This is a genomic window from Massilia sp. Masssp94 (genome assembly GCF_059491305.1).
The window spans coordinates 6,280,933-6,301,876 of the sequence record NZ_CP168501.1 but is presented as its reverse complement, the minus strand read 5'-3'; the positions used below and the strand labels follow the sequence as shown (position 1 = coordinate 6,301,876).

The 20,944-nt window shown below is 68.4% G+C and carries 18 protein-coding genes; 6 read left to right on the top strand and 12 right to left on the bottom strand.

Annotated features, from left to right (window positions below):
- Nucleotides 1-9: 9 nt before the first annotated feature.
- From ACEN9G_RS27690 to ACEN9G_RS27680, 3 genes are all read left to right on the top strand, one after another.
- Entirely contained in the window at nucleotides 10-1,866 is a 1,857-nt protein-coding gene (locus tag ACEN9G_RS27690) for a hypothetical protein (RefSeq protein ID WP_483127300.1), read from the top strand.
- A complete protein-coding gene (locus ACEN9G_RS27685; RefSeq protein ID WP_483127299.1) occupies nucleotides 1,863-3,827 on the top strand; it encodes a CocE/NonD family hydrolase in 1,965 nt (654 codons plus the stop codon). Before ACEN9G_RS27690 ends, ACEN9G_RS27685 begins: the two co-directional genes overlap by 4 nt.
- Nucleotides 3,828-3,996: 169 nt before the next feature.
- Nucleotides 3,997-5,706, top strand: coding sequence for a diguanylate cyclase (locus tag ACEN9G_RS27680; protein ID WP_483127298.1), 1,710 nt, complete (start codon nucleotides 3,997-3,999; stop codon nucleotides 5,704-5,706).
- 75 nt (nucleotides 5,707-5,781) lie between these two features.
- On the opposite strand, the gene ACEN9G_RS27675 is transcribed toward ACEN9G_RS27680, so the two are convergent.
- The gene (locus ACEN9G_RS27675; RefSeq protein ID WP_413345776.1) at nucleotides 5,782-6,084 is read right to left on the bottom strand and encodes a DUF5710 domain-containing protein; all 303 of its coding nucleotides are present in this window, start codon (nucleotides 6,082-6,084) and stop codon (nucleotides 5,782-5,784) included.
- A gap of 123 nt (nucleotides 6,085-6,207) precedes the next feature.
- Between ACEN9G_RS27675 and ACEN9G_RS27670 the strand changes: the two genes are divergently transcribed.
- Nucleotides 6,208-6,705 carry a GNAT family N-acetyltransferase gene (locus ACEN9G_RS27670; RefSeq protein WP_483127297.1) on the top strand — a complete coding sequence of 166 codons (498 nt, stop codon included), beginning with the start codon at nucleotides 6,208-6,210 and terminating at the stop codon, nucleotides 6,703-6,705.
- Between the two features lie 3 nt (nucleotides 6,706-6,708).
- Here the strand turns inward: ACEN9G_RS27670 and ACEN9G_RS27665 are convergent, their stop codons facing one another.
- From ACEN9G_RS27665 to ACEN9G_RS27630, 8 genes are all read right to left on the bottom strand, one after another.
- Nucleotides 6,709-7,065, bottom strand: a complete 357-nt coding sequence (locus ACEN9G_RS27665; protein ID WP_413345970.1) for a DUF1622 domain-containing protein — start codon at nucleotides 7,063-7,065, stop codon at nucleotides 6,709-6,711.
- 7 nt (nucleotides 7,066-7,072) lie between these two features.
- Nucleotides 7,073-7,438 (bottom strand): c-type cytochrome, encoded by a 366-nt coding sequence (locus ACEN9G_RS27660; protein ID WP_413345968.1) that lies wholly within the window; start codon nucleotides 7,436-7,438, stop codon nucleotides 7,073-7,075.
- On the bottom strand, nucleotides 7,435-8,325 hold the full coding sequence (locus ACEN9G_RS27655; protein ID WP_483127296.1) for a cytochrome c oxidase assembly protein: 891 nt from the start codon (nucleotides 8,323-8,325) through the stop codon (nucleotides 7,435-7,437). Before ACEN9G_RS27655 ends, ACEN9G_RS27660 begins: the two co-directional genes overlap by 4 nt.
- Nucleotides 8,313-8,648, bottom strand: coding sequence for a hypothetical protein (locus ACEN9G_RS27650; RefSeq protein WP_483127295.1), 336 nt, complete (start codon nucleotides 8,646-8,648; stop codon nucleotides 8,313-8,315). Before ACEN9G_RS27650 ends, ACEN9G_RS27655 begins: the two co-directional genes overlap by 13 nt.
- A gap of 9 nt (nucleotides 8,649-8,657) precedes the next feature.
- Nucleotides 8,658-9,299, bottom strand: a complete 642-nt coding sequence (locus ACEN9G_RS27645; RefSeq protein ID WP_413344941.1) for a cytochrome c oxidase subunit 3 — start codon at nucleotides 9,297-9,299, stop codon at nucleotides 8,658-8,660.
- Nucleotides 9,296-11,218, bottom strand: a complete 1,923-nt coding sequence (gene ctaD / locus ACEN9G_RS27640) for a cytochrome c oxidase subunit I (RefSeq protein WP_413344939.1) — start codon at nucleotides 11,216-11,218, stop codon at nucleotides 9,296-9,298. Before ctaD ends, ACEN9G_RS27645 begins: the two co-directional genes overlap by 4 nt.
- Nucleotides 11,215-12,204 carry a cytochrome c oxidase subunit II gene (locus tag ACEN9G_RS27635; RefSeq protein WP_483127294.1) on the bottom strand — a complete coding sequence of 330 codons (990 nt, stop codon included), beginning with the start codon at nucleotides 12,202-12,204 and terminating at the stop codon, nucleotides 11,215-11,217. The genes ctaD and ACEN9G_RS27635 overlap by 4 nt, the downstream gene beginning before the upstream one ends.
- A 107-nt stretch (nucleotides 12,205-12,311) precedes the next feature.
- Complete coding sequence (locus tag ACEN9G_RS27630) at nucleotides 12,312-13,229, bottom strand: polysaccharide deacetylase family protein (RefSeq protein WP_413345490.1); 918 nt, start codon at nucleotides 13,227-13,229, stop codon at nucleotides 12,312-12,314.
- Between the two features lie 121 nt (nucleotides 13,230-13,350).
- Between ACEN9G_RS27630 and ACEN9G_RS27625 the strand changes: the two genes are divergently transcribed.
- Entirely contained in the window at nucleotides 13,351-13,782 is a 432-nt protein-coding gene (locus tag ACEN9G_RS27625; RefSeq protein ID WP_483127293.1) for a hypothetical protein, read from the top strand.
- A 108-nt stretch (nucleotides 13,783-13,890) separates the two neighbouring features.
- Nucleotides 13,891-15,618, top strand: coding sequence for a glycoside hydrolase family 9 protein (locus ACEN9G_RS27620; RefSeq protein WP_483127292.1), 1,728 nt, complete (start codon nucleotides 13,891-13,893; stop codon nucleotides 15,616-15,618).
- Nucleotides 15,619-15,861: 243 nt separating this feature from the next.
- On the opposite strand, the gene ACEN9G_RS27615 is transcribed toward ACEN9G_RS27620, so the two are convergent.
- From ACEN9G_RS27615 to ACEN9G_RS27605, 3 genes are read right to left on the bottom strand one after another with little or no spacing between them, the layout of a single operon-like run.
- Nucleotides 15,862-16,941: an SGNH/GDSL hydrolase family protein gene (locus ACEN9G_RS27615; RefSeq protein ID WP_413340778.1), complete on the bottom strand. Its 1,080-nt coding sequence runs from the start codon at nucleotides 16,939-16,941 to the stop codon at nucleotides 15,862-15,864.
- Nucleotides 16,938-18,038 carry a glycosyl hydrolase gene (locus ACEN9G_RS27610; RefSeq protein WP_413340780.1) on the bottom strand — a complete coding sequence of 367 codons (1,101 nt, stop codon included), beginning with the start codon at nucleotides 18,036-18,038 and terminating at the stop codon, nucleotides 16,938-16,940. Before ACEN9G_RS27610 ends, ACEN9G_RS27615 begins: the two co-directional genes overlap by 4 nt.
- Nucleotides 18,035-20,911 (bottom strand): glycoside hydrolase family 31 protein, encoded by a 2,877-nt coding sequence (locus ACEN9G_RS27605; protein WP_413340781.1) that lies wholly within the window; start codon nucleotides 20,909-20,911, stop codon nucleotides 18,035-18,037. Before ACEN9G_RS27605 ends, ACEN9G_RS27610 begins: the two co-directional genes overlap by 4 nt.
- Nucleotides 20,912-20,944 lie beyond the last annotated feature (33 nt).

Here is a 20,944-nt window from a genome sequence, read left to right as displayed (position 1 = left end):
GGAGATCCCATGCTCGAATTCTTCCTCGCCGAACTGCGCCGTTTCCGGAACGGCGCCGCCGCGTACGCGCTCGCGAATTTCGTCGCCCTGTCCGTGCTGCAGCAGATGCTGGACATCCCCAACGGGCCGGTCGGCCTGCACATCATCATGCTGGGCTTCTACGTGCTGTCCGGCCACGCCCTCGCGGTCTACCAGTTCGGCAGCTACCGCCAGCCGAGCCGCTGGATCTGGCTGCAGCACAGGCCCGTCCACCGCGCCCGCATCCTCGCGGCCCTCGTGCTGGCCGCGGCCGTGCTGGGCGCCGTGGCCGTGGCGCTGCCCCTGTGCGCGGCGCTGCGCATCCAGGAGCATTACACCCACGGCGTCGTCGACACGCGGCATTACGCGGGCGCGGCGTACCTCGCGCTATCCGCGCTGACCGCGTGGCTGGCCGGCGGCTACATCACGCTGCACCGCAGCCGCTGGGCGTTCGTGGTCTTCGTGCTGCCCGCCGTGCTGGCGGTCCGCCTGGCCACCGCCTCGACGGTGCTGGGGCTGGCGGCGGCCAGCGCCGTCGTCCTGCTCGGACTCCTCTACACGGTCTTCCGCCCGGGCCGCAGCGCGGCGGACGACACCGTCGCCACCGCCGCCTCCGCCCTGCCGCTGCAGGCGTGCCTGTACATCGCCCTGTTATGGGCGGGATCGATGCTGTACCAGGCGGGCCTGGTGGCCACCGGCACGCATCCGCAGGTCATGACGCCGACGCCCGCCGGCGGCCCGACGGCTGCGTACCGCTCGGACCCGGTGCTGCGGATGCGGGCCGCGCTGGCGGGCAGCGCGGATCCGCGCGCGGCCGGCTGGCGGGCCGCGCTGGACCCGGGCACGATGGTGCGCGTCCCGAACGCCATTCGCCAATACGGCGTGCGCGGCATCCTGACGACGCAGGGCCAGGTACGGTTCGTCAAGGGCGAAACCCTGTGGACGTTCAGCCACGACCGCATGCAGTACCGCGGCGTCGATCCCCGCGACCGCACGGACCAGGGCACCTTCGGCGCGGGCGGCCCGGGCACGCCCGAACGCTTCGACACGGTGCCGGACGCCCTCGGCGACCGGCAGGGTCTCCAGTGGATGTACGACGCCCACAACCTGTACCGCGTCGAGCAACCGGGCATGCGCCTGCGCCACGTCCTGCGCGTGGATGGCCGGGAACAGGTGGGCGGCGTCGCCGTGCTCGGGCAGCACATGCTCGTCCTCACCAACCGCCGCGTCGCGATCCTCGCCCCGGCGACCGCGGCACCCGTCTCCGCGACCGACGTGCGCCTGCCGCTCCCGTACGGCGACCTCGCGCTCGCGGAAGCCGCGCAAGTCCCCGACGGGATGCTCGTGAGCTTCGTGTACGGCCGGCGCCAGTTCGACGGTTCGCCCGCGTCGGACCAGGTGACCTACCTCGTCGACAATACGGGTCGCGTGCGGGAAGTGAGCCGGCGCACGCTGGCGCACGACCTCCCGCCGCTGTTCGAGCACCGCGCGTGGTGGGTGTCGCCCGCGCTGCACGCGCTCGTGTCGCTGCCCGACCTGCTGATCGACAACGGCACCGTCCCGGACTACGGCGTGGGCCGGTTCGCGCCCCTGCTGCAGCCGCGTCCGGCCATCGTGTGGGCGGCCGCGCTCGTCGCCGCGCTGCTCGCCGGCGCGGGTGCGGCGTGGTGGACCCGGCGCGCAGGCCTCGGCCGCACGGCCCGCATCGCGTGGTGCGTGGCGTGCCTGCTGCTCGGCGTGCCGGCGCTGCTGTCGCTGATGATCCTGCAGCCGCGGCGCCAGGCAGTGACGGCCGGCGGGGGCGCAATCTATACTGGCGGTTTTATCAACCTGCCAAGGAAGTCATGACCCGTCGCTCCCTGCCCGCACGCCTGCCCCTGCTTACCCTGCTGGTGGCCTTCGCGTGTTCCGCCCTGCCCCCGGTCGCCGTCCATGCGGCCGACGACGCGAAGCCCGCCCCGCGCGACCTGCGCGAGACCTACACGAAGTACGAATACCGCATCCCGATGCGGGACGGGACGAAGCTGTTCACCGTGGTCTACGTGCCGAAGGATGCGTCGAAAACGTACCCGTTCCTCGTCAACCGCACGCCGTACAGCGCGGGCGTGCGGGCCGAGGGCGAGCTGCACTACGGCGAGGACTGGTTCCCCAAGCAGATCGGGCCGTCGAAGGAATTCGAGGACGCGGGCTACATCTTCGTGAAGCAGGACGTGCGGGGCCGCTACATGTCCGAGGGCAGGTGGCAGGAGATGACGCCGCACGTGAACCCGCGGCGGGCCGCCGGCGAAGGCCAGGAAAGCCAGGACATGTACGACACGATGGAATGGCTGCTGAAGCACGTCCCGAACAACAACGGCAAGGCCGGCATCTACGGCATCAGCTATCCGGGCTTCTACACGTCCGCGAGCATCATCGATTCGCACCCCGCGATCAAGGCCGCGTCCCCGCAGGCGCCCGTGACGGACCTGTACATGGGCGACGACTCCTACCACGGCGGCGCCTTCATGCTGGCCGCGAACTTCGGCTTCTACGCGTCGTTCACCGAGCAGCAGAACCCGACGCCGCTGCCGAAGACGTGGGCCGACTTCGACTACGGCGCGGCCGATTCGTACGACTTCTTCCTCAAGCACCGCACCTTGACGAACATCCTCGGCACGCTAACGGACAAGCAGCGCGCACTGCTCGCGCCGACGATCGAGCACGACACCTACGACAGCTTCTGGCAGACGCGCGCCATCGCCCCGCATTTGAAAAACGTGAAGGCGGCCGTGCTGACGGTGGGCGGTTGGTTCGACGCCGAGGATCCGCAAGGTCCGTTCACGACCTACCACGCCATCAGGAAGAACAACCCGGCCATCTTCAACGGCCTCGTGATGGGCCCGTGGGTGCACGGCGGGTGGGCGCGCAACGACGGCAAGCAGCTGGGCCGCGTGTCGTTCGACAGCAAGACGGGCGAATACTTCCGCCAGCACATCCAGTTCCCGTTCTTCGAACAGCAGCTCAAGGGCGTCAAGCCGGCGCAGCCCATCGCGGAAGTGACGGCGTTCGAGACCGGCTCCAACGTGTGGCGCCGCTACACCGCCTGGCCGCCCGTGCAGGCGAAGGCGCGCACCCTGTACCTCGGTCCGAACGGCACGCTGACGTGGCAGCTGCCCGCCGCGGGCGCCGGCTTCGACGAATACGTGTCCGACCCGAACAAGCCCGTGCCGTACATCGGCTACCCGGCCACGTCGGTGCCGCAGGAATACATGGTGTCGGACCAGCGCTTCGCCGCCACGCGCCCGGACGTCCTCGTGTACCGGAGCGAGGTGCTCGACGAGGACGTCACGGTCGCGGGGCCCGTCACACCGAAGCTGTTCGTGTCGACCACCGGCACGGACTCGGACTGGGTCGTGAAGCTCATCGACGTGTACCCGGCCGAGTATCCGGCCGGCGAGCAGCCGCCGCGTGGGAACGGCAACGACGTGGCGCCGCCGCGCGGCACGATGGCGGGTTACCAGCAGCTCGTGCGCGCGAATCCGCTGCGCGGCAAGTTCCGCAACGGCTTCGAGCACCCGGAACCCTTCGTGCCCGGCAAGGTCGAGGCGATCAGCTACCACCTGGGCGACGTCAACCACACCTTCCGCCGCGGCCACCGCATCATGGTGCAGGTGCAGAGCTCCTGGTTCCCGCTCGTCGACCTGAACCCGCAGACGTTCGTCACGATCCCCAAGGCGAGGCCGGAAGACTTCAAGGCGGCCACGCAGCGCGTCTACCACGCGGCGCAGACGCCGTCGGGCCTGCAGCTCCTCGTCCTGCCGGCGCACTGAGTCCGGCGTGATCCGCGTGCCGAGGGCCACCGCGCCCGTGGCGCCGGTGTTTCCGCACCCAGATCGTCATTTCCATCAGTTAAAACTTGAACAAGTTCCAGAAATTGATGCAAAATGACGGCGATGTGCGGCCTCGACAATGCCACCGCACGCCAACCGAGGAGCGGCCGTGCTCGTTACCGACACCCTTCCATCCAAGCGCCCCGGCGCATCGTCGGGTAACGGGCTGCGCTGGCTGGCCGCCGTCGTCGTCGCGATCCTCATTGGCCTGGCCACGCTGCCGTTCCTCGCCAGCCGCGCGGCCGACACCACGATGGACGCGCTGCAAACCGCCGCGGACAAGCAGCGCGTCTACGACCGCCTGCTGGACCTGCTGACCGACGCCGAGACGGGCCAGCGCGGCTACATCATCACCGGCGATGCCGGCTTCCTCGATCCGTACAACGCCAGCGCCGCCGCGATCCCTGCCGCCGTGCGCGACCTGAAGCCGCTGGCGGACGGCCGCGGCGAGCAGGCGACGCTGGACGAGATCGAACGGCTGGCGCAGCGCAAGCTGGACGAGCTGGCCGCGACGATCCGCCTGCGCCGCGACGGCGGGTTCGCCGAGGCCGCAGCCATCGTCGGCAACCGCTCCGGCAAAGCGGACATGGACAGGCTGCGGCTGCTGATCGGCGAGCGGTCCACCGCGCTCGAACGCGAGCGCCTGGCGCTGCGCGACCGGCTGGACACGACGCTCGGCTACAGTACGGTGATCGGCATCTGCGCGGGCGTCGCCAGCATGCTCATCCTCGGCAGCGGCCTGTTCGTCGTCACGCGCAGCCTGCACGCGGGCTCCGAAGCGGCCGACCACGCGCGCCGCCTCGCCGACGCGCAGGCCGACCAGGCGCGCCACAGCCAGGCCCGCAGCGAGCGCCTCACCGTCACCGCCCGGATGCTGCAGGCGATGGACAGCCTGACGCGTACGGACGAATTGCACAACGTGTTGCCGGCCTTCCTGCCCAAGGTGCTGCCCGGCAGCAGCGGCACCGTCTACCTGTACCGCAATTCGCGCGACTACCTGCAGCGCGCAGCGGCGTGGGGCGGCGGCCACCGTCCGGAGCTCGTCAGCCCGGACCAGTGCTGGGGCCTGCGCTTCGGCCACGCCCATGCGGCCCAGACGGGCGACGACATGCACTGTCCCCATTTGGGCGACGTCCCGCCCGCGCCCGGCCGCACGGACCTGTGCGTGCCGATGATTTCGCAGGGGGAGGTCCTGGGCCTGCTCTCGGTGAGCGTGCCGCAGGGCCCGGACACCGCGGTGGAACTCGCGGCCGCCACGACCATCAGCGAGCAGCTTGCGATCGGCATCAGCAACATCAACCTGCGCGAGGTCTTGCGGCGCCAGTCCACCGTGGACGAACTCACGGGCCTGTACAACCGCCGCTATTTCGACGAGACGCTGCGGCGCGAACTGTTCCGCGCCGAACGCATGCGTGCTTCGCTGGCCGTCGTGATGATCGACCTGGACCACTTCAAGCACATGAACGACACGTACGGCCACGAAGCGGGCGACCTCGTCCTGCGCACCGTCGGGCGCTGCCTGCGCGAAGGCGTGCGCCGCAGCGACATCGCGTGCCGCTACGGCGGCGAGGAACTGGTGCTCGTGCTGCCTGAATGCGACGCGACCGCCGCGCGCACGTGCGCCGAAACGCTGCGCAAGACCATCTCCGCGCTGGACCTGCATCACGGCGACGTCGCGCTGCCGCAGGTGACCGCGTCGTTCGGCGTCTCACTGTGGCCGGCCCACGGCGAGGACGCGCACACGCTCGTGCAATCGGCGGACCGCGCGCTGTACGCCGCCAAGCACGGAGGGCGCAACCGGGTTTGCATCGCGTCGTGAGCCCGTGCCGGAGCCGTCGATCAAGACGGCGGCCCAGGCCATGAGCCTCGCGGTACTGGGCGTGCTGGCGCAGCCTTAACGCTTGAGGAGGGCCGCGCGCGCCTGCTCCCAGGGCGTGCCCGCGAGCGCCTTCGCGCACTCCGCGCAGGGCTCGAACGGATTGCAGGCGTGGTCCAGTTCGATGTAGTTGGCGCCGACCATGCGCTTCGCCGCGGCCGAGTCGGCGCGGCCAGCGGGCGCGCCCTCCTTCAGCCATTTCTGGAAGGGTTCGAGGGCGACGCCCGTGGGCACATACCAGCGCTTGCGGCCGGAATTCCAGCGTGCGCCGAGGGCGCGGGCCTCGTCTTTTTCTGCGTAGGGAACGTTCAGGAAAGTCATCCCGCGGATGCTAACCGATCCCGCGCCTGCGCGCAAACACCGACTGTGACAACGACGCTTTTCGCACTTGCTCATGCGATTTTCCATTATGATCGTCTTCCCCGTTTCTTTTCGGACCCCGACATGCCCGCCATCCGCACCCTGCACCCCGACGACTGGCCCATCTACCGCGACCTGCGCCTGCGCGCGCTGGCCGACTCGCCCCAGGCATTCGGCAGCACCTTTGCCGAGGAATCGCAACGCACGGACGACATCTGGGTCGCACGCCTGGCCGCCCCCGCGCTCGGGTCGCACCTGCAGGGCTGGCCGTTCGCGGTGGAAGTCGACGGGACGCCCGCCGGCCTCGCATGGGTCAAGATGGAAGGCGCGCACGCCAGCATCTACCAGGTGTGGGTGGCGCCCGAGGCGCGCGGACGCGGCGTGGGTGCCGCGCTGCTGGACGCCGCCATCACGTGGGCCCGCGCACGCAAGGCGGCGGAAGTCCGGCTCGACGTGACGGCCGGCGACGGCGCGGCCGCGCGGCTCTATCGCCGCATGGGTTTCGTCGACGTGGGCGCGCCCGTGCCGATGCCCGGCAGGACGACGTTCGAACAGGCGATGGTGCTCACGCTGGGCGCGTAAGCGTCAGGCCGGCGGCTTCTCCGCGCTGGCCGCTTCCTCCTTCATCTCGCGATTGAGGAAGTAGTTCAGCGCCGTCCGGATCACGGCGATGGCGGCAAGCTTGCCGATGCGGTCCCACGTCGGCGCGACGGACGTCGACAGGACGTCGGCCGCCAGCTGCAGTTCCAGCGCCAGCGTGAGGTAGCGCGCGAACGCCAGCCGGATCGGAATGAAGCTGCCGCCCCGGGCCAACGCGTAGCGCACGAGCCCCACGACGACGATCACGACACCGGCCGCGATCACGCACGCACCCAGCGCTTCCACCAGCAGGCGCAGCCACTCCACCCAGGCGCGCACCTGTTGTTCCGTCTGTTCGAACATTCGACTCCTATTGGCTGTACAGATAAGCGGCCATGTCGCGCGCCTCGGCACCTGTGACGCCCAGCTCCGGCATCGCGGTATTCGGGACCACCTGGCGCGGATGCTGGATCCACCTCATCAGGTTGTCCGCGTTGTGCGGCATGACGCCCGCAATATAACCGCGCGAACGGATCTCGTCGAGGGGCGGGCCGACCTGGCTGTCCGCGTGGGCGATCCCCTTGATCTTGTGGCAGCTCGCGCAGCCGTACCGTGCCAGCAGTTCGCGGCCGTGGCGCGGATCGCCGCCCGTGACCGGCTCCGTCTTCGGTGGCGTCTTCGAGCAGCCGGCCAGCAGGGCCGCGCACAGCAGGACGGCGAGTGTGCGCCCCGTCATGGCCGCACCTCCGCAGGCCCCGTGCGCAGCCAGCGGGCGCACAGCACGAGGCCCGCGATCAGGTAGGCCAGGCCGCCCGGGATCCACATGATGAGGCCACCGAGCTGCTGGTCTTCGAGCGGGGTCAAACCGAACAGCTGCGCGCGGTTGCCGTACAGCGGATACCAGATCGTCTCCGACATGGTGAACAGGGCGCCGAGCGCGCCCGTGTGCATCATCGTCGTGAACAGGTAAAAGATGGCGCCCCCGCGGCCGTGATGCCCACCCTCGCGCCCCAGCACAGCCCACCAGAACAGCAGCGCCGTGGCGAGGAAGCTCGTGTGCTGCAGCGCGTGCATGCCGTTGTCGGCCAGCGCCAGCTGGAAGCACGCCGGCACGTGCCACATCCACAGCGCGGCGAAGTGCAGCAGCCATGCATTCACGGGCGCCGTCAGCGCACCCCACGCGGCGCGCACGGCGGGCCCGCGCGTCGCGGCCGCGATGCGCAACCGTCCCTCGGGCCCGAACGCCCACAGCCACAGCGCGAGCGGGCGGCCCAGCACGAGCAGTGGCCCCGCCACGATCATCAGGATCTCGTGCTGCACCATGTGCGCGGAAAACGCATGGCTGCCGGCGCCGTCCAGCGGCGACGCGAGCGCCAGCACGAGCATGATCCAGCCCGCGCCGAACCACGCGGCCTGGCGTGCCAGCTGGCGGCGTGCCCCCTGCGCGCGGGGCCATAGACGTCTCAGGCCCGCCGCGTACAGCAGCAGCGACAGCACCAGCAGGGTCACGACCCACCATTCCGCCCCCCAGCCGAGCGCCGGGCCGGCCGCCAGCTCGGCCTGGACGTCGTGGGCGCGCGCCGCGAGCGGTGCGAACGCCGGCACAGCGATCAGGCGGCGCATGGCGACAGCACCCACTGCGGAAACCATTGCGCCAGCACGGCGAGGCAGGACAGCGCGCCGACCAGCGCGGCCACGAGCGCGACGAACGGCGGCCGGTCCGGCACGTGGTCGCGCGCGGCTTCGCGTCCCAGGCTGCGTCCTTCTCTCCAGTTACGCCACGCGGCCCAGCTCATCCACACGCACACGGCCAGCACGACGGCCGTGACGGCGTTCGGCGCCACCATCGACTGGCGCGTGCACGCGGGCGTCACGAGCGCATACGTGATGGACAGGTTCGTGAGCGCCAGCGTGGGCGCGAGCAGCAGTGCCGGCCAGTTTCCCATCGTCCCTCCCTAAAAACGTGCGCCCCAGTAGATGACCGCGTAGATCGGCAGCCAGCTGAGGACGACGAAATACCAGTAGCCCGCGTTTTCGCTGACGTCCACGAAGCGCTTGCCTTCGTGCGGCCCGGTGAACATCAGCACCGTCAGCACGAGCGAATCGTAGGCGTCCGTGATGAGGTGCGTCGTGTGCAGGCCGAGCAGCATCCACACGACGGAGCCGTAGGCATCGGTGTCCCAGCGCGTGTTCAGCGCGCCGAACTCGAACACGCGCACGGTGAGGAAGCCGACCGACACCAGCATGCACACGGTCAGCCACAGCCGCACGCCCGCGAGGTCGAGGCGCTCGGCCGCCTGTTTCGCCTTCTGGTTCGGCCACAGGCTCGCCAGCATGATCGCCGTGTTGACGGTCCCCCACAGCAGGTCGGGCGGGAAGCGGCTCATCGGCCACACGGTGGCGTGGCTGCGCAGGTAGAAGTAGGCCATGATCGTCAGCGCGAACACGGTGCTCTCGACGGCGACGAGGCCCATCGTGCCCCACCACATCGGGCTGCGCGTGCCGAACGCGAACGTCGGGAGGTTGGACACGTCGAGTGCCGCACCGCGCGGTACCGCCTCCTTGCCCGACTTGCGGTTCTCGATGGGCGCGCTCATGGTGCGGACTCCGAATGCACGCGCTGCTCGACGACGGCGCGCCTGGGCCAGAACCACAGCGTCGCACCGATCGCCACCGGCGCGGCGGCCCAGACGACGGCCCAGGGCGTATAGATGGAGCCGACGAACAGGATCGTCGTCGCCACCGCCGACAGGAACGGCCAGATCGACGACGACGGCATCCACAGGCGGTGGTCCGGCTCGGCGTCGGCCACGGTCGTGACGAGGACTTCGCGCCAGTCGTTCGACATGCCGCTGACGTGCGTCGGTTCGACCTGCGGCTGCCACAGCGGATAGCGCCCGTGCACCACGGGGATGACGTCGAAATTGCCCAACGGCGGCGGCGACGCCACGCTCCATTCCAGCGTGCCCGCGCCCCACGGGTCGGCGCCCGCCATCGCGCCATGTCGCAGCGTGCGCACGACGTTCACGAGGAACAGCAGCACGCTCACGCCGATCATCGCCGCACCGATGCTGGACACGAGGTTCAGGTCGCCCCATCCCATCTCGGCCGGATACGTGTACACGCGGCGCGGCATGCCCCACAGGCCGAGCAGGTGCATCGGGAAGAAGGACACGTTGAAGCCGATGAAGAACAGCCAGAAATTCCAGCGGCCCAGGCGTTCGCCCAGCATGCGTCCCGTGAACTTGGGGAACCAGAAATAGAACGCGCCGAACAGCGGGAAGACGGCGCCGCCCAGCAGCACGTAGTGCAGGTGCGCGACGACGAAGAAGCTGTCGTGCAGTTGCGTATCGAGCGGCACGGACGCCAGCATCAGTCCCGTCAGCCCGCCCATGACGAGGATGAAGAAGAACGCCAGCACGAACAGCAGCGGCGTCCTGACGTAAACCCGGCCGCTGCCCAGCGTGGCGATCCAGCAGAAGATCTGCACCGCGGTCGGCACGGCGATGACGAGGCTCGCCGCCGTGAAGAACGTCTTGCCCAGCTCCGGCAGGTTGGTCGCGAACATGTGGTGCACCCACAGGCCGAACGCGAGGAACGCGGTCGTCACGAGCGCCAGCACCATCGCCGGGTAGCCGACAACGGGCCGGCGCGAGAACGTCGCGACGATCGCGGAGATGAAGCCCAGCGGCGGAATGAAGATCAGGTACACCTCGGGATGGCCGAAGAACCAGAACAGGTGCTGCCAAAGCAGCGCATCGCCACCCTTCTCGGGATTGTAGAACTGCGTGTCGACGAGGCGGTCGGTGATCAGCGCGGTACTGGCCAGCATGACGGCCGGCAGTGCGAACAGCACCATGAACGACGTCACGAGCATGGCCCACACGTACAACGGCATGCGGTTCAGGCTCATGCCGGGGGCGCGCAGCTTGAGGATGGTCGCGATGATGACGATCGCCTCCATCAGGCCGGAGAGTTCCGTGAACGTGATCATCTGGGCCCAGAAGTCCACGCCCTTGCCGGGCGAATAGCGCAGGCTGGACAGCGGCACGTACGCGAACCAGCCGGCGTCCGGCCCGGCGCCCGCGAAGAAGGCGGCGTACAGCATGATGCCGCCCATGGTGAAGATCCAGTACGCGTAGGCGTTCAGGCGCGGGAACGCGAGGCTGCGCGCGCCGATCATGAGCGGCACGAGGTACGTGGCCACGGCCTGCATGACGGGGACGGCGAACAGGAACATCATCGTCGACCCGTGCATCGTGAAGAACTGGTTGTACATCGCCGGCGTGACGATGCCGGCGTTCGGCTGCGCCAGCTGCAGGCGGATCAGCAGCGCGAGCACGCCGCCCAGCAGGAAGAAGATCATGGTCGTGACCATGAAACGCTTGCTGATCGTCTTGTGGTTGATCGCGGCGAACCAGCCGTACAGGCCCGGCGGGTCGCGCCAGGTGCGTTCCAGCGCCGTGGCGGCGGCCGGGTCGGCCGGCGGAACGAAGCGTGGATCGGATACTTTCATCGGAGGGTCTCCAGGTAAGCCAGCAGGGCTTGCAGGTCGTCGGGGGGCAAGGTGTTGGCCGGCATGTTCACGCCCGGCTTGAGCGCCTGCGGATCGCTGATCCAGCCTGCGAGGTGGCCGCGGTTGTTGGGGAACATGCCGGCGCCGATGGTCCGGCGCGACGCGAGGTGCGTGAGGTCGGGTGCGATGCTTCCCTGCGCCCGCGTGCCCGCGATCGCGTGGCAGCGCGCGCAATTCGCGTTCAGGAACACGTCGCGGCCGCGGCGCGCGGAGGCATCCGCCGGCTCGCGCGCGGGCCGGCGCTGGCGCGCGGCCCAGGTCTCGTACTGGTCGGACGGCACCGCGTGCACGAGCAGCGCCATCAGCGCATGTTCGAGACCACAGAATTCGGCGCACTGCCCGCGGTAGGTGCCGGCGCGGTCGGCACGCAGCCGCAGGGTGGCCGTGCGGCCCGGGATCATGTCCTTCTTGCCCGCCAGGTTCGGGATCCACAGCGAATGGATCACGTCATCGGCGCGCAGCGTGACGATGACGGGCCGGCCGACGGGAATCGTCAGCTCGTTCGCGGTCGTGAATTCACGGGCCCCGTCCGCATCGCGGTAGCGCGCTTCCCACCACCACTGGTGGCCGACCAGTTCGATGTCGACGGCATCGCGCAGGGTCAGCCGCGCCAGCGCGCGGCTCGTGAACGCATCGGCCGCCAGCAGCGCGAGCAGGCCCACGATGCACGCGGCGGTGGCCCAGCCGATGCGGTGCCAGATGCGCCGCTCGGGACCTTCCAGGGACGACGTGTCGGGCCGGGTGGCGGCGTCCGCGGCGGGTGCGCACCAGACGGCGATGATCGTCGCGACGACGATGGCCACGAACACGAAGGTGCAGAGCGCCAGCGTACCGTTCCACAAGTCGCCGATGTGGGCCGCCTGGGCGCCGGCGGCACGCAGCGCATCCTGCATGGCGCTTGCTGGCGCAGCGCGCTGGAATTCCATGTGCCTCCCCGAAAAAAAGGTCGAATCTGAATGCCAAAATGTCTACATTGCAGATATACCTTTTTTTCGGCCGTTCCCGCGCACGAATCAACGTGCCGGCGGTCGGATCAGCGGCAAAAGGCGTCGAGATTGCCGACAGGTTCGACGGCCGGCAGCCCTGCCAGGTCGATGCCCGCATCCTGCGCGCGCCGCTCGATCATCGCGCCGTTGCCGGCACCCGGACTCGGGGTTCGGTAGGCCGCGTCGGACTGCGCCTGGTCCAGCGTCACGTAATGCGCGCCGGCCGCGTCCAGGCGCTTCATCACTTCCGGCAGGGTGGCCGCGCTCCAGGCACCCATGTGCGTCAGCAGCACCTGCGGGATCATGCGGCCGTACACGCGCTGCGACATCGCCTTCGTGCGCGCCAGTTGCTGGTCGATGCGGCGGTAGTAGCTCGCCTTCATGCCCTCGATCGCGGCCTGGTCGCCCTTCGCCACGCAGCGCGCGTACGTCTCCGTGTATGCCCAGTCGTCGAAGCCGAGGGTCACGTCCGCGACGCGGTAGCCGCGCGCCTTCAGCCACGCCAGCGCATCGTCGTGGCGCGCGCCCTTGCCGCCCGCGTCGAGGAACGGGTAGCGCAACACGTGCCAGTCCTTGCCGGCCATGTATTTTTGCAGTACGGGTTCGTTCTTGCGCACGTCTTCTTCCCAGGCGTCCAGCGACGCCGCCTGCGACAGGCCCATGTGGGTGTAGCCGTGGTTGCCGAGCGGGTAGCCGGCCTTGCGCCACACGTCCAGCGCGGCGGCGCTCTCCGCCTCCTTGCCGAGGGCCACGGCATTGACGAAGCCCCACGCCTCGGGCACGCCGTGCGCCCTGAACGTCGCGATGTGCGAGCGCGCGATGTCGGCGCGGCTGATGTCGGCCGGCTTGGAGCCGTGCGAAGGCAGGTCGTCGACCGTGATGGCGACGTCGAAGCGGTCAGCCGGCGCAGCGATGGCGCTGCCGAAGGCGAGTGCCAGTGCGCACAGGAGGATGGATGGTTTCAAGGCTGTCTCCGTAATTAGTTCGATGGATGCATTATCGACCGGATGGGCGGAAGCAGGCAACGGGCCCGGGAACGATTTATGATCGCATGGTCCGATATCCGCTCGACGAAAGGAAATCCGCATGCGGATACGCCTCGCCGCTGCCCTCCTTGCCGCCGTGATGACCGCGCCCGTCCTTGCCGTGCCGCGCGACGCCGCGCATCCCGCGACGCGCCAGGACGCCATCGCGGACCTGGGCGACGACTTCGGCAACAGTCTCGCCGGCACGGATGCCGCCACGCTGATGGCGGAAGCGGAGCGCCATGCGCAGGACTGGGACCTGCACGGCACGGCACGCGCACTGGCGGGCAAGCCCGTGCTGATCGTCGGCGCGGAACACGGCAACGCGGCCCAGGTTGCGCCGCTGGCGGCGGCGCTCAAGGCGCAGCGCGGCGCGCAGGTGCACGCCGTCACGCTGCCCAGCGACCATGCGTTCGCCGACCACCGCATCGGACTCGCCGGCGTCGTCGTCGACTGGCTCGCGGCGCGCCGGTTGCGCACCGTGCCGAAATGAACGGCGCCCGTATTGACGGGCGTTCCGCGCGATTGGATGATTGACTTTACTTTCGCGGGCGGGGTAGGATGAAATCGATTTCAATTCCATAAGATCCAAGGAGACTGCATGTATTCGTCGCGCCCGCGCCTTCCCACCGCCCTCGCCGTTGCCGCCCTGCTCGCAACGGGCACCGCACACGCAGCGGCCGGCATCGAAGTGAACCAGCTCGGCTTCCTGCCGGCCGCACAGAAGCTGGCCGTCGTGCCGGCCGGCGCGAACGAGCGCTTCAAGGTCGTCGACGCCAGCAGCGGCAAGGCCGTGTTCGAAGGGACGCTGGGCCCGGCCGCGACGTGGGACGCATCGGGCGAGCGCGTGCGCATCGCCGACTTTTCCGGCCTGCGCACGACCGGCAGCTACCGCGTGACGGTGGCGGGCCAGCCGGATTCGCCCGTCTTCGCGATCGGCGCCGAACCGTATCGCGCGCTGGACGCCGGCGCCATTCGCGCCTACACGCTGAACCGCGCGAGCATCGCGCTGGACGCGCGGGTCGCGGGGCCGTACGCGCGGCCGCTGGGCCATCCGGACGACAAGGTACTCGTGCACGAATCGGCCGCCTCGCCCAAGCGCCCGGCGGGCACCGTGATCTCGAGCCCGAAGGGCTGGTACGACGCGGGCGATTACAACAAATACATCGTCAACTCCGGCATCAGCACGTACACGCTGCTGACCGCGTACGAACACTTCCCGGCCTGGTTCGACAAGCTCGCCGTCAACGTGCCGGAGTCTGGGAACGGCGTGCCCGACCTGTTGAACGAGGTGCAGTGGAACCTCGACTGGATGATCACGATGCAGGACCCGGAGGACGGCGGCGTCTATCACAAGCTGACGAACAAGAGCTTCGACGGCATGGTGATGCCGGACCGCGCGACGGCGCCGCGCTACGTCGTGCAAAAGACGACGGCCGCGGCCCTCGACTTCGCGGCCGTGATGGCGAAGGCAAGCCGCGTGCTGGCGCCGTTCGACGCCAAGGCGCCGGGCCGGTCGCAGCGCTACCTGGCCGCGGCGGAGCGCGCGTGGCGCTGGGCGGTCGGCCATCCGGCCGTGCTGTATCGCCAGCCGGCCGACATCAAGACGGGCACCTACGGCGACGAGAAGGTCGACGACGAATTCTCGTGGGCCGCGGCCGAGCTGTACATCGCGACCGGCAAGGACGAGTACCGCGCACGCGCCCTTGCGCCGGCGGCGGGCGTGCAGACGGAACCCGGCTGGTCGGACGTGCGCCCGCTCGGCTGGATCTCGCTCGCGCAGCAGGGCGCGCGCCTGAAGAACCCGGCGGACGGGGACACCGCCCGCAAGCAGATCCTCGCGGCGGCCGACACCTTGCTGGCACGCTGGCAGGCGTCGCCGGCGCGGCTGTCGCTGGCGAAGTCCGACTTCGTCTGGGGCAGCAATGCCGTGCTGCTGAACCAGGCCATGATGCTCGTGCAGGCCTATCGCCTCACGAACAAGGCCGACTACCTGAACGCGGCGCAGTCGGCGCTCGACTACACGCTGGGCCGCAATCCGCTCGGCATCAGCTATGTGACGGGCTTCGGCTCCCGCTCGACCATGCATCCGCACCACCGCCCATCGGACGCGGACGGCATCGCAGCGCCCGTCCCCGGCTGGCTCGCGGGCGGTCCGAACCCGGGCCAGCAGGACGCCAAGGATTGCAAGGGCGTGTCGTACGCATCGAAGCAGCCGGCCCTGTCGTACCTGGACCATGGCTGCAGTTACGCCAGCAACGAGATCGCGATCAACTGGAACGCGCCGCTCGTGTACGTGGCCGCCGCGCTGCAAGCACTCCAGCGCTGACGCGGGACATCCCCGGCTCCACTAACGTCGCCCCGGGCAAGTGGGAGCCCAGGTTTTCTTGTGCCGATGTGGCGCAAGCAGAACCTGGGTTCCCGCCTTCGCGCACAATAGCATCGTCATTCCCGCGCAAGCGGGAATCCATACTGAGTATGCTAACTACGTTATTCATTTCGACCTCGTTGGCTACACAGAGTCGACTTCGAGCAGTCAGCATGGGTTCCCGCTTTCGCGGGAACGACGGTTTCACCAGTTCATCTTCTTCTTGATGAACGCCGTCAGGATCCCCGCATTGTCACGCTGGTGCTTCAGGCGCGGATGCTGCCCGTAGCCGGTGAACGGAAAGAACACGGTATCGATGCGCTGGTCGCCGCCCTTGCGCATGTCTTCCACCGCCGACTTGATATAGCCCGGCCACTGCGACCCCGGCTTCGTCGCATCCATGCTGCCCAGCGCGCACACGATGTAGGCCTTCGGGTACAGCTGGCGGATGCGCTTGACGAACGTCTCGTACGCGGCGATGCGGCCCGCGTCGTCCGGCTCCGGCTGCAGCTGGTGCCGGTCGCCGATCAGCCAGCGGTCGTTCTGCAGCAGGTTGATGACGACGACGTCCGGCGTCCAGCGCGCGAAATCCCAGCGCGTGTCGTTGTTGCCGACGGCGCTCAGCTGGTCGTAGAAGTCCGGCATCGTGAACGGGAACCAGCTGATCATCACGCCGATGCCGCTCTGCGACGTCTGGTGCAGTTCCGCGTTCAGGGCGCGCGCCGTGATGCCCGCGTACGACAGGTAGCTGTTCTTGTCGCGGCCCACGTCGTCGCGGCCGTTCAGCGGGGCTTCGTCGCCCATGCCGCTCGTGATGGAATCGCCGAAGAATTCGATGCGGCGCTTGGGACGGGCGGGCGGCGCCAGCATCTGGCCGCCGTCCGCCAGTTCGAGACCGCGGAACACGGTCGCGCCCTCCTCGCCTTCCGTGCGCTTGGTGATCAGGAAGCTGTGCTTGCCCGGAGGGAGTCCCGCGATCACGTCGTACTTCTTCGAACCCTGGCCCGCTTCGATGATCAGCGGGCTGGCCGTGTCGCCGTCGATGAAGACGTTGAAGTAGTTCTTGCCCTTTTCGTCGTCCAGCGTGACGGACAGCGAAGTGCCCGTGAAGTTGCCGGCGATGGCCGTGTTCGGCCACGTGATGACGGGCGCGTCCGGCTGGGCGAAGTCGATGCGGCCCGTGTACAGCAGGTGCTTGTCGCTGGGCGCCACGGCCACGGCCGCGCACGCGAGGCCGGCATGCAGCAGCGCGGCCAGCACGAAAGTCTTGGTCAGTCGTTTCATTGGGGAGCTTTCAGGAATGCGGGCAGCTCGTCGAGCGTGATCACGTCGGGGTGGCGATACACCTTCGTCTTGTGCGCCGCGTTGTTGTAATAATCGCCGGTCCAGAAATTGTCCTTGTCGGACGTGCCGGCGGGCGCGCGGCCGTCGTTCCACGTCAGGAACCACAGCCAGCGCGCACCGTCGCGCCGCATGTTGTCGGGATCCGGAATGTAGCTGTTCTCGGTCATGGCCACGGGTTTCGTCGCGGGGCCGATGGCCGCCACGCGGCGGTAGATGTCGATCTGCGACCGGTACGTCTTGCGGTCGCGCTCATCGTACACGTCGTAACCGGCGATGTCGACGACGTCGTCGCCCGGATACCAGCCCGCGTCCTGGCCATTCCACACCCAGATCAGGTTGTGCAGGCCATGCTCGCGCACGAGCCGATCGAACATGTGCCGGTACAGCAGTTTGTAGGCCTCGGCATTCGACACGCCGTCCGCGCGCTTGCGGCCCCACCAGAACCAGCCGTCGCCGTTGCTGCCCGACGCTTCGTGCAACGGCCGCCACAGGACCGTCACGCCGGCCGCCTGCAGCTTGCCGAGTTCCACGGCCACGCGGTCGATGTCGGCGTCGATCTGCCGGCCCGCGGGGCTGGACGTATCGAGCCGGCCAGCGCGCACGGGGATCGTGAACGCCGTGTTCTTGCGCGCATCCGGCTCGCGCGCATAGAAGTTGCCCTGCGTGCCCGCCGGCGCCGACGGGTCGCGCCAGTGCCAGCAGAACGTCACGAGGCCGCCGCGGCGCGCCCAGGCGATGGCTTCATCGACCTGGTGCGAACCATCGCCCTCCCGCCACGTGTTCATGAAGTCGAAGCCCATCAGCGCCGGATACCTGCCGGTATCGTCGAACACGCGGCGCGCCATGTCGACGCTGTCGTTCCACGTCAGGTCCTGCTGGCCGGCGATGGTCTGCCGGCCCCAGGTCTGCACGAGCCACGTGTATTCCGCACGCGTGCGGGCGTCCGCCTGCGCGTCCACCGGCGTCGCGCGCGGCGATGCCGCACTGGCCGAACCGGCCAGTGCGAGCGTCAGCGCAAACGGGAGTCCCCGCTTCACAACTTCACGGTGACGGGCTTGCCGTCATAGGTCACGGTCTTGTCGGCCGCATCCATGTCCGCGCTCGTCGCCACGCCGGCACGCAGCACGCGCACCTTGATCTGGCGCGTCTGCGGCATGCCCTTGTACTGGCCGCTCCGGGCACCGATCGTGACAGTGCCTGTCTTGTCGTCGTAGCTGAACGGGATGCGGCTGAACTCACCGCGCTCGTACGCATTGGTCACGCCGTCGTCCTCGTACAGGCTCGCCTGGCCGTTGGCACCGGCGTACACCTGCAGCACGATCGGCGCGTCCGGCTTCTCGTCGACATACTGCGTGACCGGACCGGTCGGGATCACGGCGCCCGCGCGCACGAACACGGGGATGCGGTTCAGCGGAGCATCCACCTTCGCGCTGGTGCCGCCCGCGTAGCGCTTGCCGGTGTCGAAGTCATACCAGTCCGCGCCCGCCGGGAAGTAGACGGTGCGCTCGCGCGCGCCGTACGACGTCACCGGCGCCACCATCAGCGCGTGGCCGAACAGGTACTGGTCCTTGATGTCCTTGACCTTGTCGTCCTTCGGGAAGTCCATCACGAGGCCGCGCATCATGGTGCCGTTGGCGTAGTGTGTGTCGGCCGCCATCGAATAAATGTACGGCATCAGGCGGTAGCGCAGCTTCAGGTAGCCCACCATCGAATCGCGCATCGCGTCGTCGCCGGCCGCGATGTTGTAGATCTCGCGTTTCACGACTTCGCCGTGCGAGCGGAACAGCGGCGAGAACGCGCCGAACTGGAACCAGCGCAGGTTCAGCTCGCGCCATTCCTTCATGTCTTCCGGCTTGGCCTGGCCGCCCGTCGTGGCGCGGTTTTCCTGCGCGGAGCCCACGTCGCCGTACTGGAAGCGGTTCTCCTGCGCATAGCCGCCGATGTCGTGCGTCCAGTTCGGGATGCCGGACATCGAGAAGTTCACGCCCGATGCGATCTGGTCGTACAGGTTGTTCCAGCGGCCGGCCGTGTCGCCGCTCCACACGGCGACCGAGTTGCGCTGGATGCCGGCGAAGCCCGAACGCGACAGGATGAACTGGCGCTTGTCCGGCTGGTCGCGGCGCAGACCTTCGATCATGCCGCCCGAGTGCACGAGGCTGTACGGGTTGAACGTGATCTCACCCGGACCGTAGACGGTCGGCCCGATCAGCTTCTTGAAGTCTTCCAGGCGCGAATTCGACAGCACGTCAGGTTCGGTGTTGTCCATCCACCAGGCGTCGAAGCCCTTGGCCACCAGCTTGTCCTTCATCTGGCGATAGTAGATGTCGCGCGCTTCCTGCGTGTACGGATCGTAGTGGCTGTTCTTGTAGCCCTTGCCGACCCAGTCCAGCGCGCCGTCCTCGACGTTCTTCGTCCACATGTGGCCCTTCGCCGCCAGTTCCTTGTAGTTGTCGGTATTGGCGTAGAACTTGCCCCAGATGGAGATCATGATATGCGCGTGCTGCTTGTGCACTTCGTCGACCATGCCCTTCGGATCCGGGAAGCGGACCTTGTCGAAGTCGTGCGAACCCCAGCCGTCTTCCGGCCAGTAGAACCAGTCCTGCACGATGTTATCCAGCGGCCAGCCGCGCTTGCGGTATTCGGACACCGTGTCCAGCAGCTGCTGCTGCGTCTCGTAGCGTTGGCGCGACTGCCAGAAGCCGTACACCCACTTCGGCATCATCGGCTGCTGGCCCGTCAGCGTGCGGTAGCCGCCGATGACGTTGTCCATGCTGTCGCCGCTGATCACATAGTAGTTGACGGCTTCGGCGATCTCCGACGACATCGTCAGCGAATGCCGCTCCGGTGCCGGCAGCGGATCGTTGTGCGTCATCGCGATCATGCCGCCCGACGGCTTCCATTCCAGGTGCAGCTTGACGGGTTTGTTGGGCGCGAACTTCACCTCGAAGTTGTGGTACCACGGGTTCCAGCCCTGGCGCCACACGTCCATGACCTGCTTGCCGTCGACGGTGAGCGTCGCGTAGTCCGACGCGTACAGCTGCATCTTGTGCACGCCCGCTTTCGGGCTCGCCATCGCGCCGTCCCACACGACTTTCACGTCCTTGCCGCCCAGCGCCTTCATCGACGGGAGTTCCTTCGGCCAGAATTCCTCGACGTCCTTCAGGAACTGGTAGGCGATGTCCTTCTCTTGCCGGGTCAGCGCGAGCTTGCCGTCGATGTAGTAGCGCGCCGTCAGGCCGCCCGGCTTGCCCTGCTCGTCCGTCAGCTTCAGGTCGCGCGACAGCCACGCGTACGGCTTCGAATCGCCGAAGCGCGTGATCGAGTTCTGGTCCCACAGCAGGCCGTAGTTCTTGTCCGAGACGACGAACGGCACCGACGCGATCATGTTGTGCTGCTGCAGCAGGACGTCTTCGCCGTTGTAGTTCATCTGCGCGTTCTGGTGCTGGCCCAGGCCGTAGAACGCATCCTTCGTGCCGTAGTTGAAGCCTTCCTTGATCGCGAGGTAGGGCTTGCCGCCCACCTGGATCGGCGTGATGGTTTCCGCCGCCTGCGTCAGGAATGCCTTGCCGGCCGCGTCGAAGAAGCGGACCTGGCCATCCTTCAGCGACACCTGCGCCGAGATCTTCTGGGCCTTCAGCGTCACGGCATCCTTGCCGTCGGCCACGGTGAACGCGCAGCTGTTGCACGGTTTGGCGACCGTCATCAGCGACGGCGTCAGTTGCTTGCCTTCCTGGTCCAGCTTGACGACGTGGACGATGTTATCGGCCATCACCTCGAGGCGCACGAGCTTCGCCGGACCGGCGTCCGGACGCACTTCGATGCCGGTGGCCGTTTTCTGGACGGTGCCTGCGAGGGCGTGGCCGCCTGCGGCCAGCAGCAGCGCGGCGGCTGCGATTCGCGTTAATTGCATGATTGTCTCCTAGAGTAAAGCGACGCCGCTAAC

What these genes read in the sequence shown, in the direction of transcription:
- ACEN9G_RS27690 (WP_483127300.1), top strand. Translation starts at nt 10, where the DNA reads ATGCTCGAATTCTTCCTCGCCGAACTGCGCCGTTTCCGGAACGGCGCC.
- ACEN9G_RS27685 (WP_483127299.1), top strand. Translation starts at nt 1,863, where the DNA reads ATGACCCGTCGCTCCCTGCCCGCACGCCTGCCCCTGCTTACCCTGCTG.
- ACEN9G_RS27675 (WP_413345776.1), bottom strand. Translation starts at nt 6,084, where the DNA reads ATGACTTTCCTGAACGTTCCCTACGCAGAAAAAGACGAGGCCCGCGCC.
- ACEN9G_RS27670 (WP_483127297.1), top strand. Translation starts at nt 6,208, where the DNA reads ATGCCCGCCATCCGCACCCTGCACCCCGACGACTGGCCCATCTACCGC.
- ACEN9G_RS27665 (WP_413345970.1), bottom strand. Translation starts at nt 7,065, where the DNA reads ATGTTCGAACAGACGGAACAACAGGTGCGCGCCTGGGTGGAGTGGCTG.
- ACEN9G_RS27660 (WP_413345968.1), bottom strand. Translation starts at nt 7,438, where the DNA reads ATGACGGGGCGCACACTCGCCGTCCTGCTGTGCGCGGCCCTGCTGGCC.
- ACEN9G_RS27655 (WP_483127296.1), bottom strand. Translation starts at nt 8,325, where the DNA reads ATGCGCCGCCTGATCGCTGTGCCGGCGTTCGCACCGCTCGCGGCGCGC.
- ACEN9G_RS27650 (WP_483127295.1), bottom strand. Translation starts at nt 8,648, where the DNA reads ATGGGAAACTGGCCGGCACTGCTGCTCGCGCCCACGCTGGCGCTCACG.
- ACEN9G_RS27645 (WP_413344941.1), bottom strand. Translation starts at nt 9,299, where the DNA reads ATGAGCGCGCCCATCGAGAACCGCAAGTCGGGCAAGGAGGCGGTACCG.
- ctaD (WP_413344939.1), bottom strand. Translation starts at nt 11,218, where the DNA reads ATGAAAGTATCCGATCCACGCTTCGTTCCGCCGGCCGACCCGGCCGCC.
- ACEN9G_RS27635 (WP_483127294.1), bottom strand. Translation starts at nt 12,204, where the DNA reads ATGGAATTCCAGCGCGCTGCGCCAGCAAGCGCCATGCAGGATGCGCTG.
- ACEN9G_RS27625 (WP_483127293.1), top strand. Translation starts at nt 13,351, where the DNA reads ATGCGGATACGCCTCGCCGCTGCCCTCCTTGCCGCCGTGATGACCGCG.
- ACEN9G_RS27620 (WP_483127292.1), top strand. Translation starts at nt 13,891, where the DNA reads ATGTATTCGTCGCGCCCGCGCCTTCCCACCGCCCTCGCCGTTGCCGCC.
- ACEN9G_RS27615 (WP_413340778.1), bottom strand. Translation starts at nt 16,941, where the DNA reads ATGAAACGACTGACCAAGACTTTCGTGCTGGCCGCGCTGCTGCATGCC.
- ACEN9G_RS27605 (WP_413340781.1), bottom strand. Translation starts at nt 20,911, where the DNA reads ATGCAATTAACGCGAATCGCAGCCGCCGCGCTGCTGCTGGCCGCAGGC.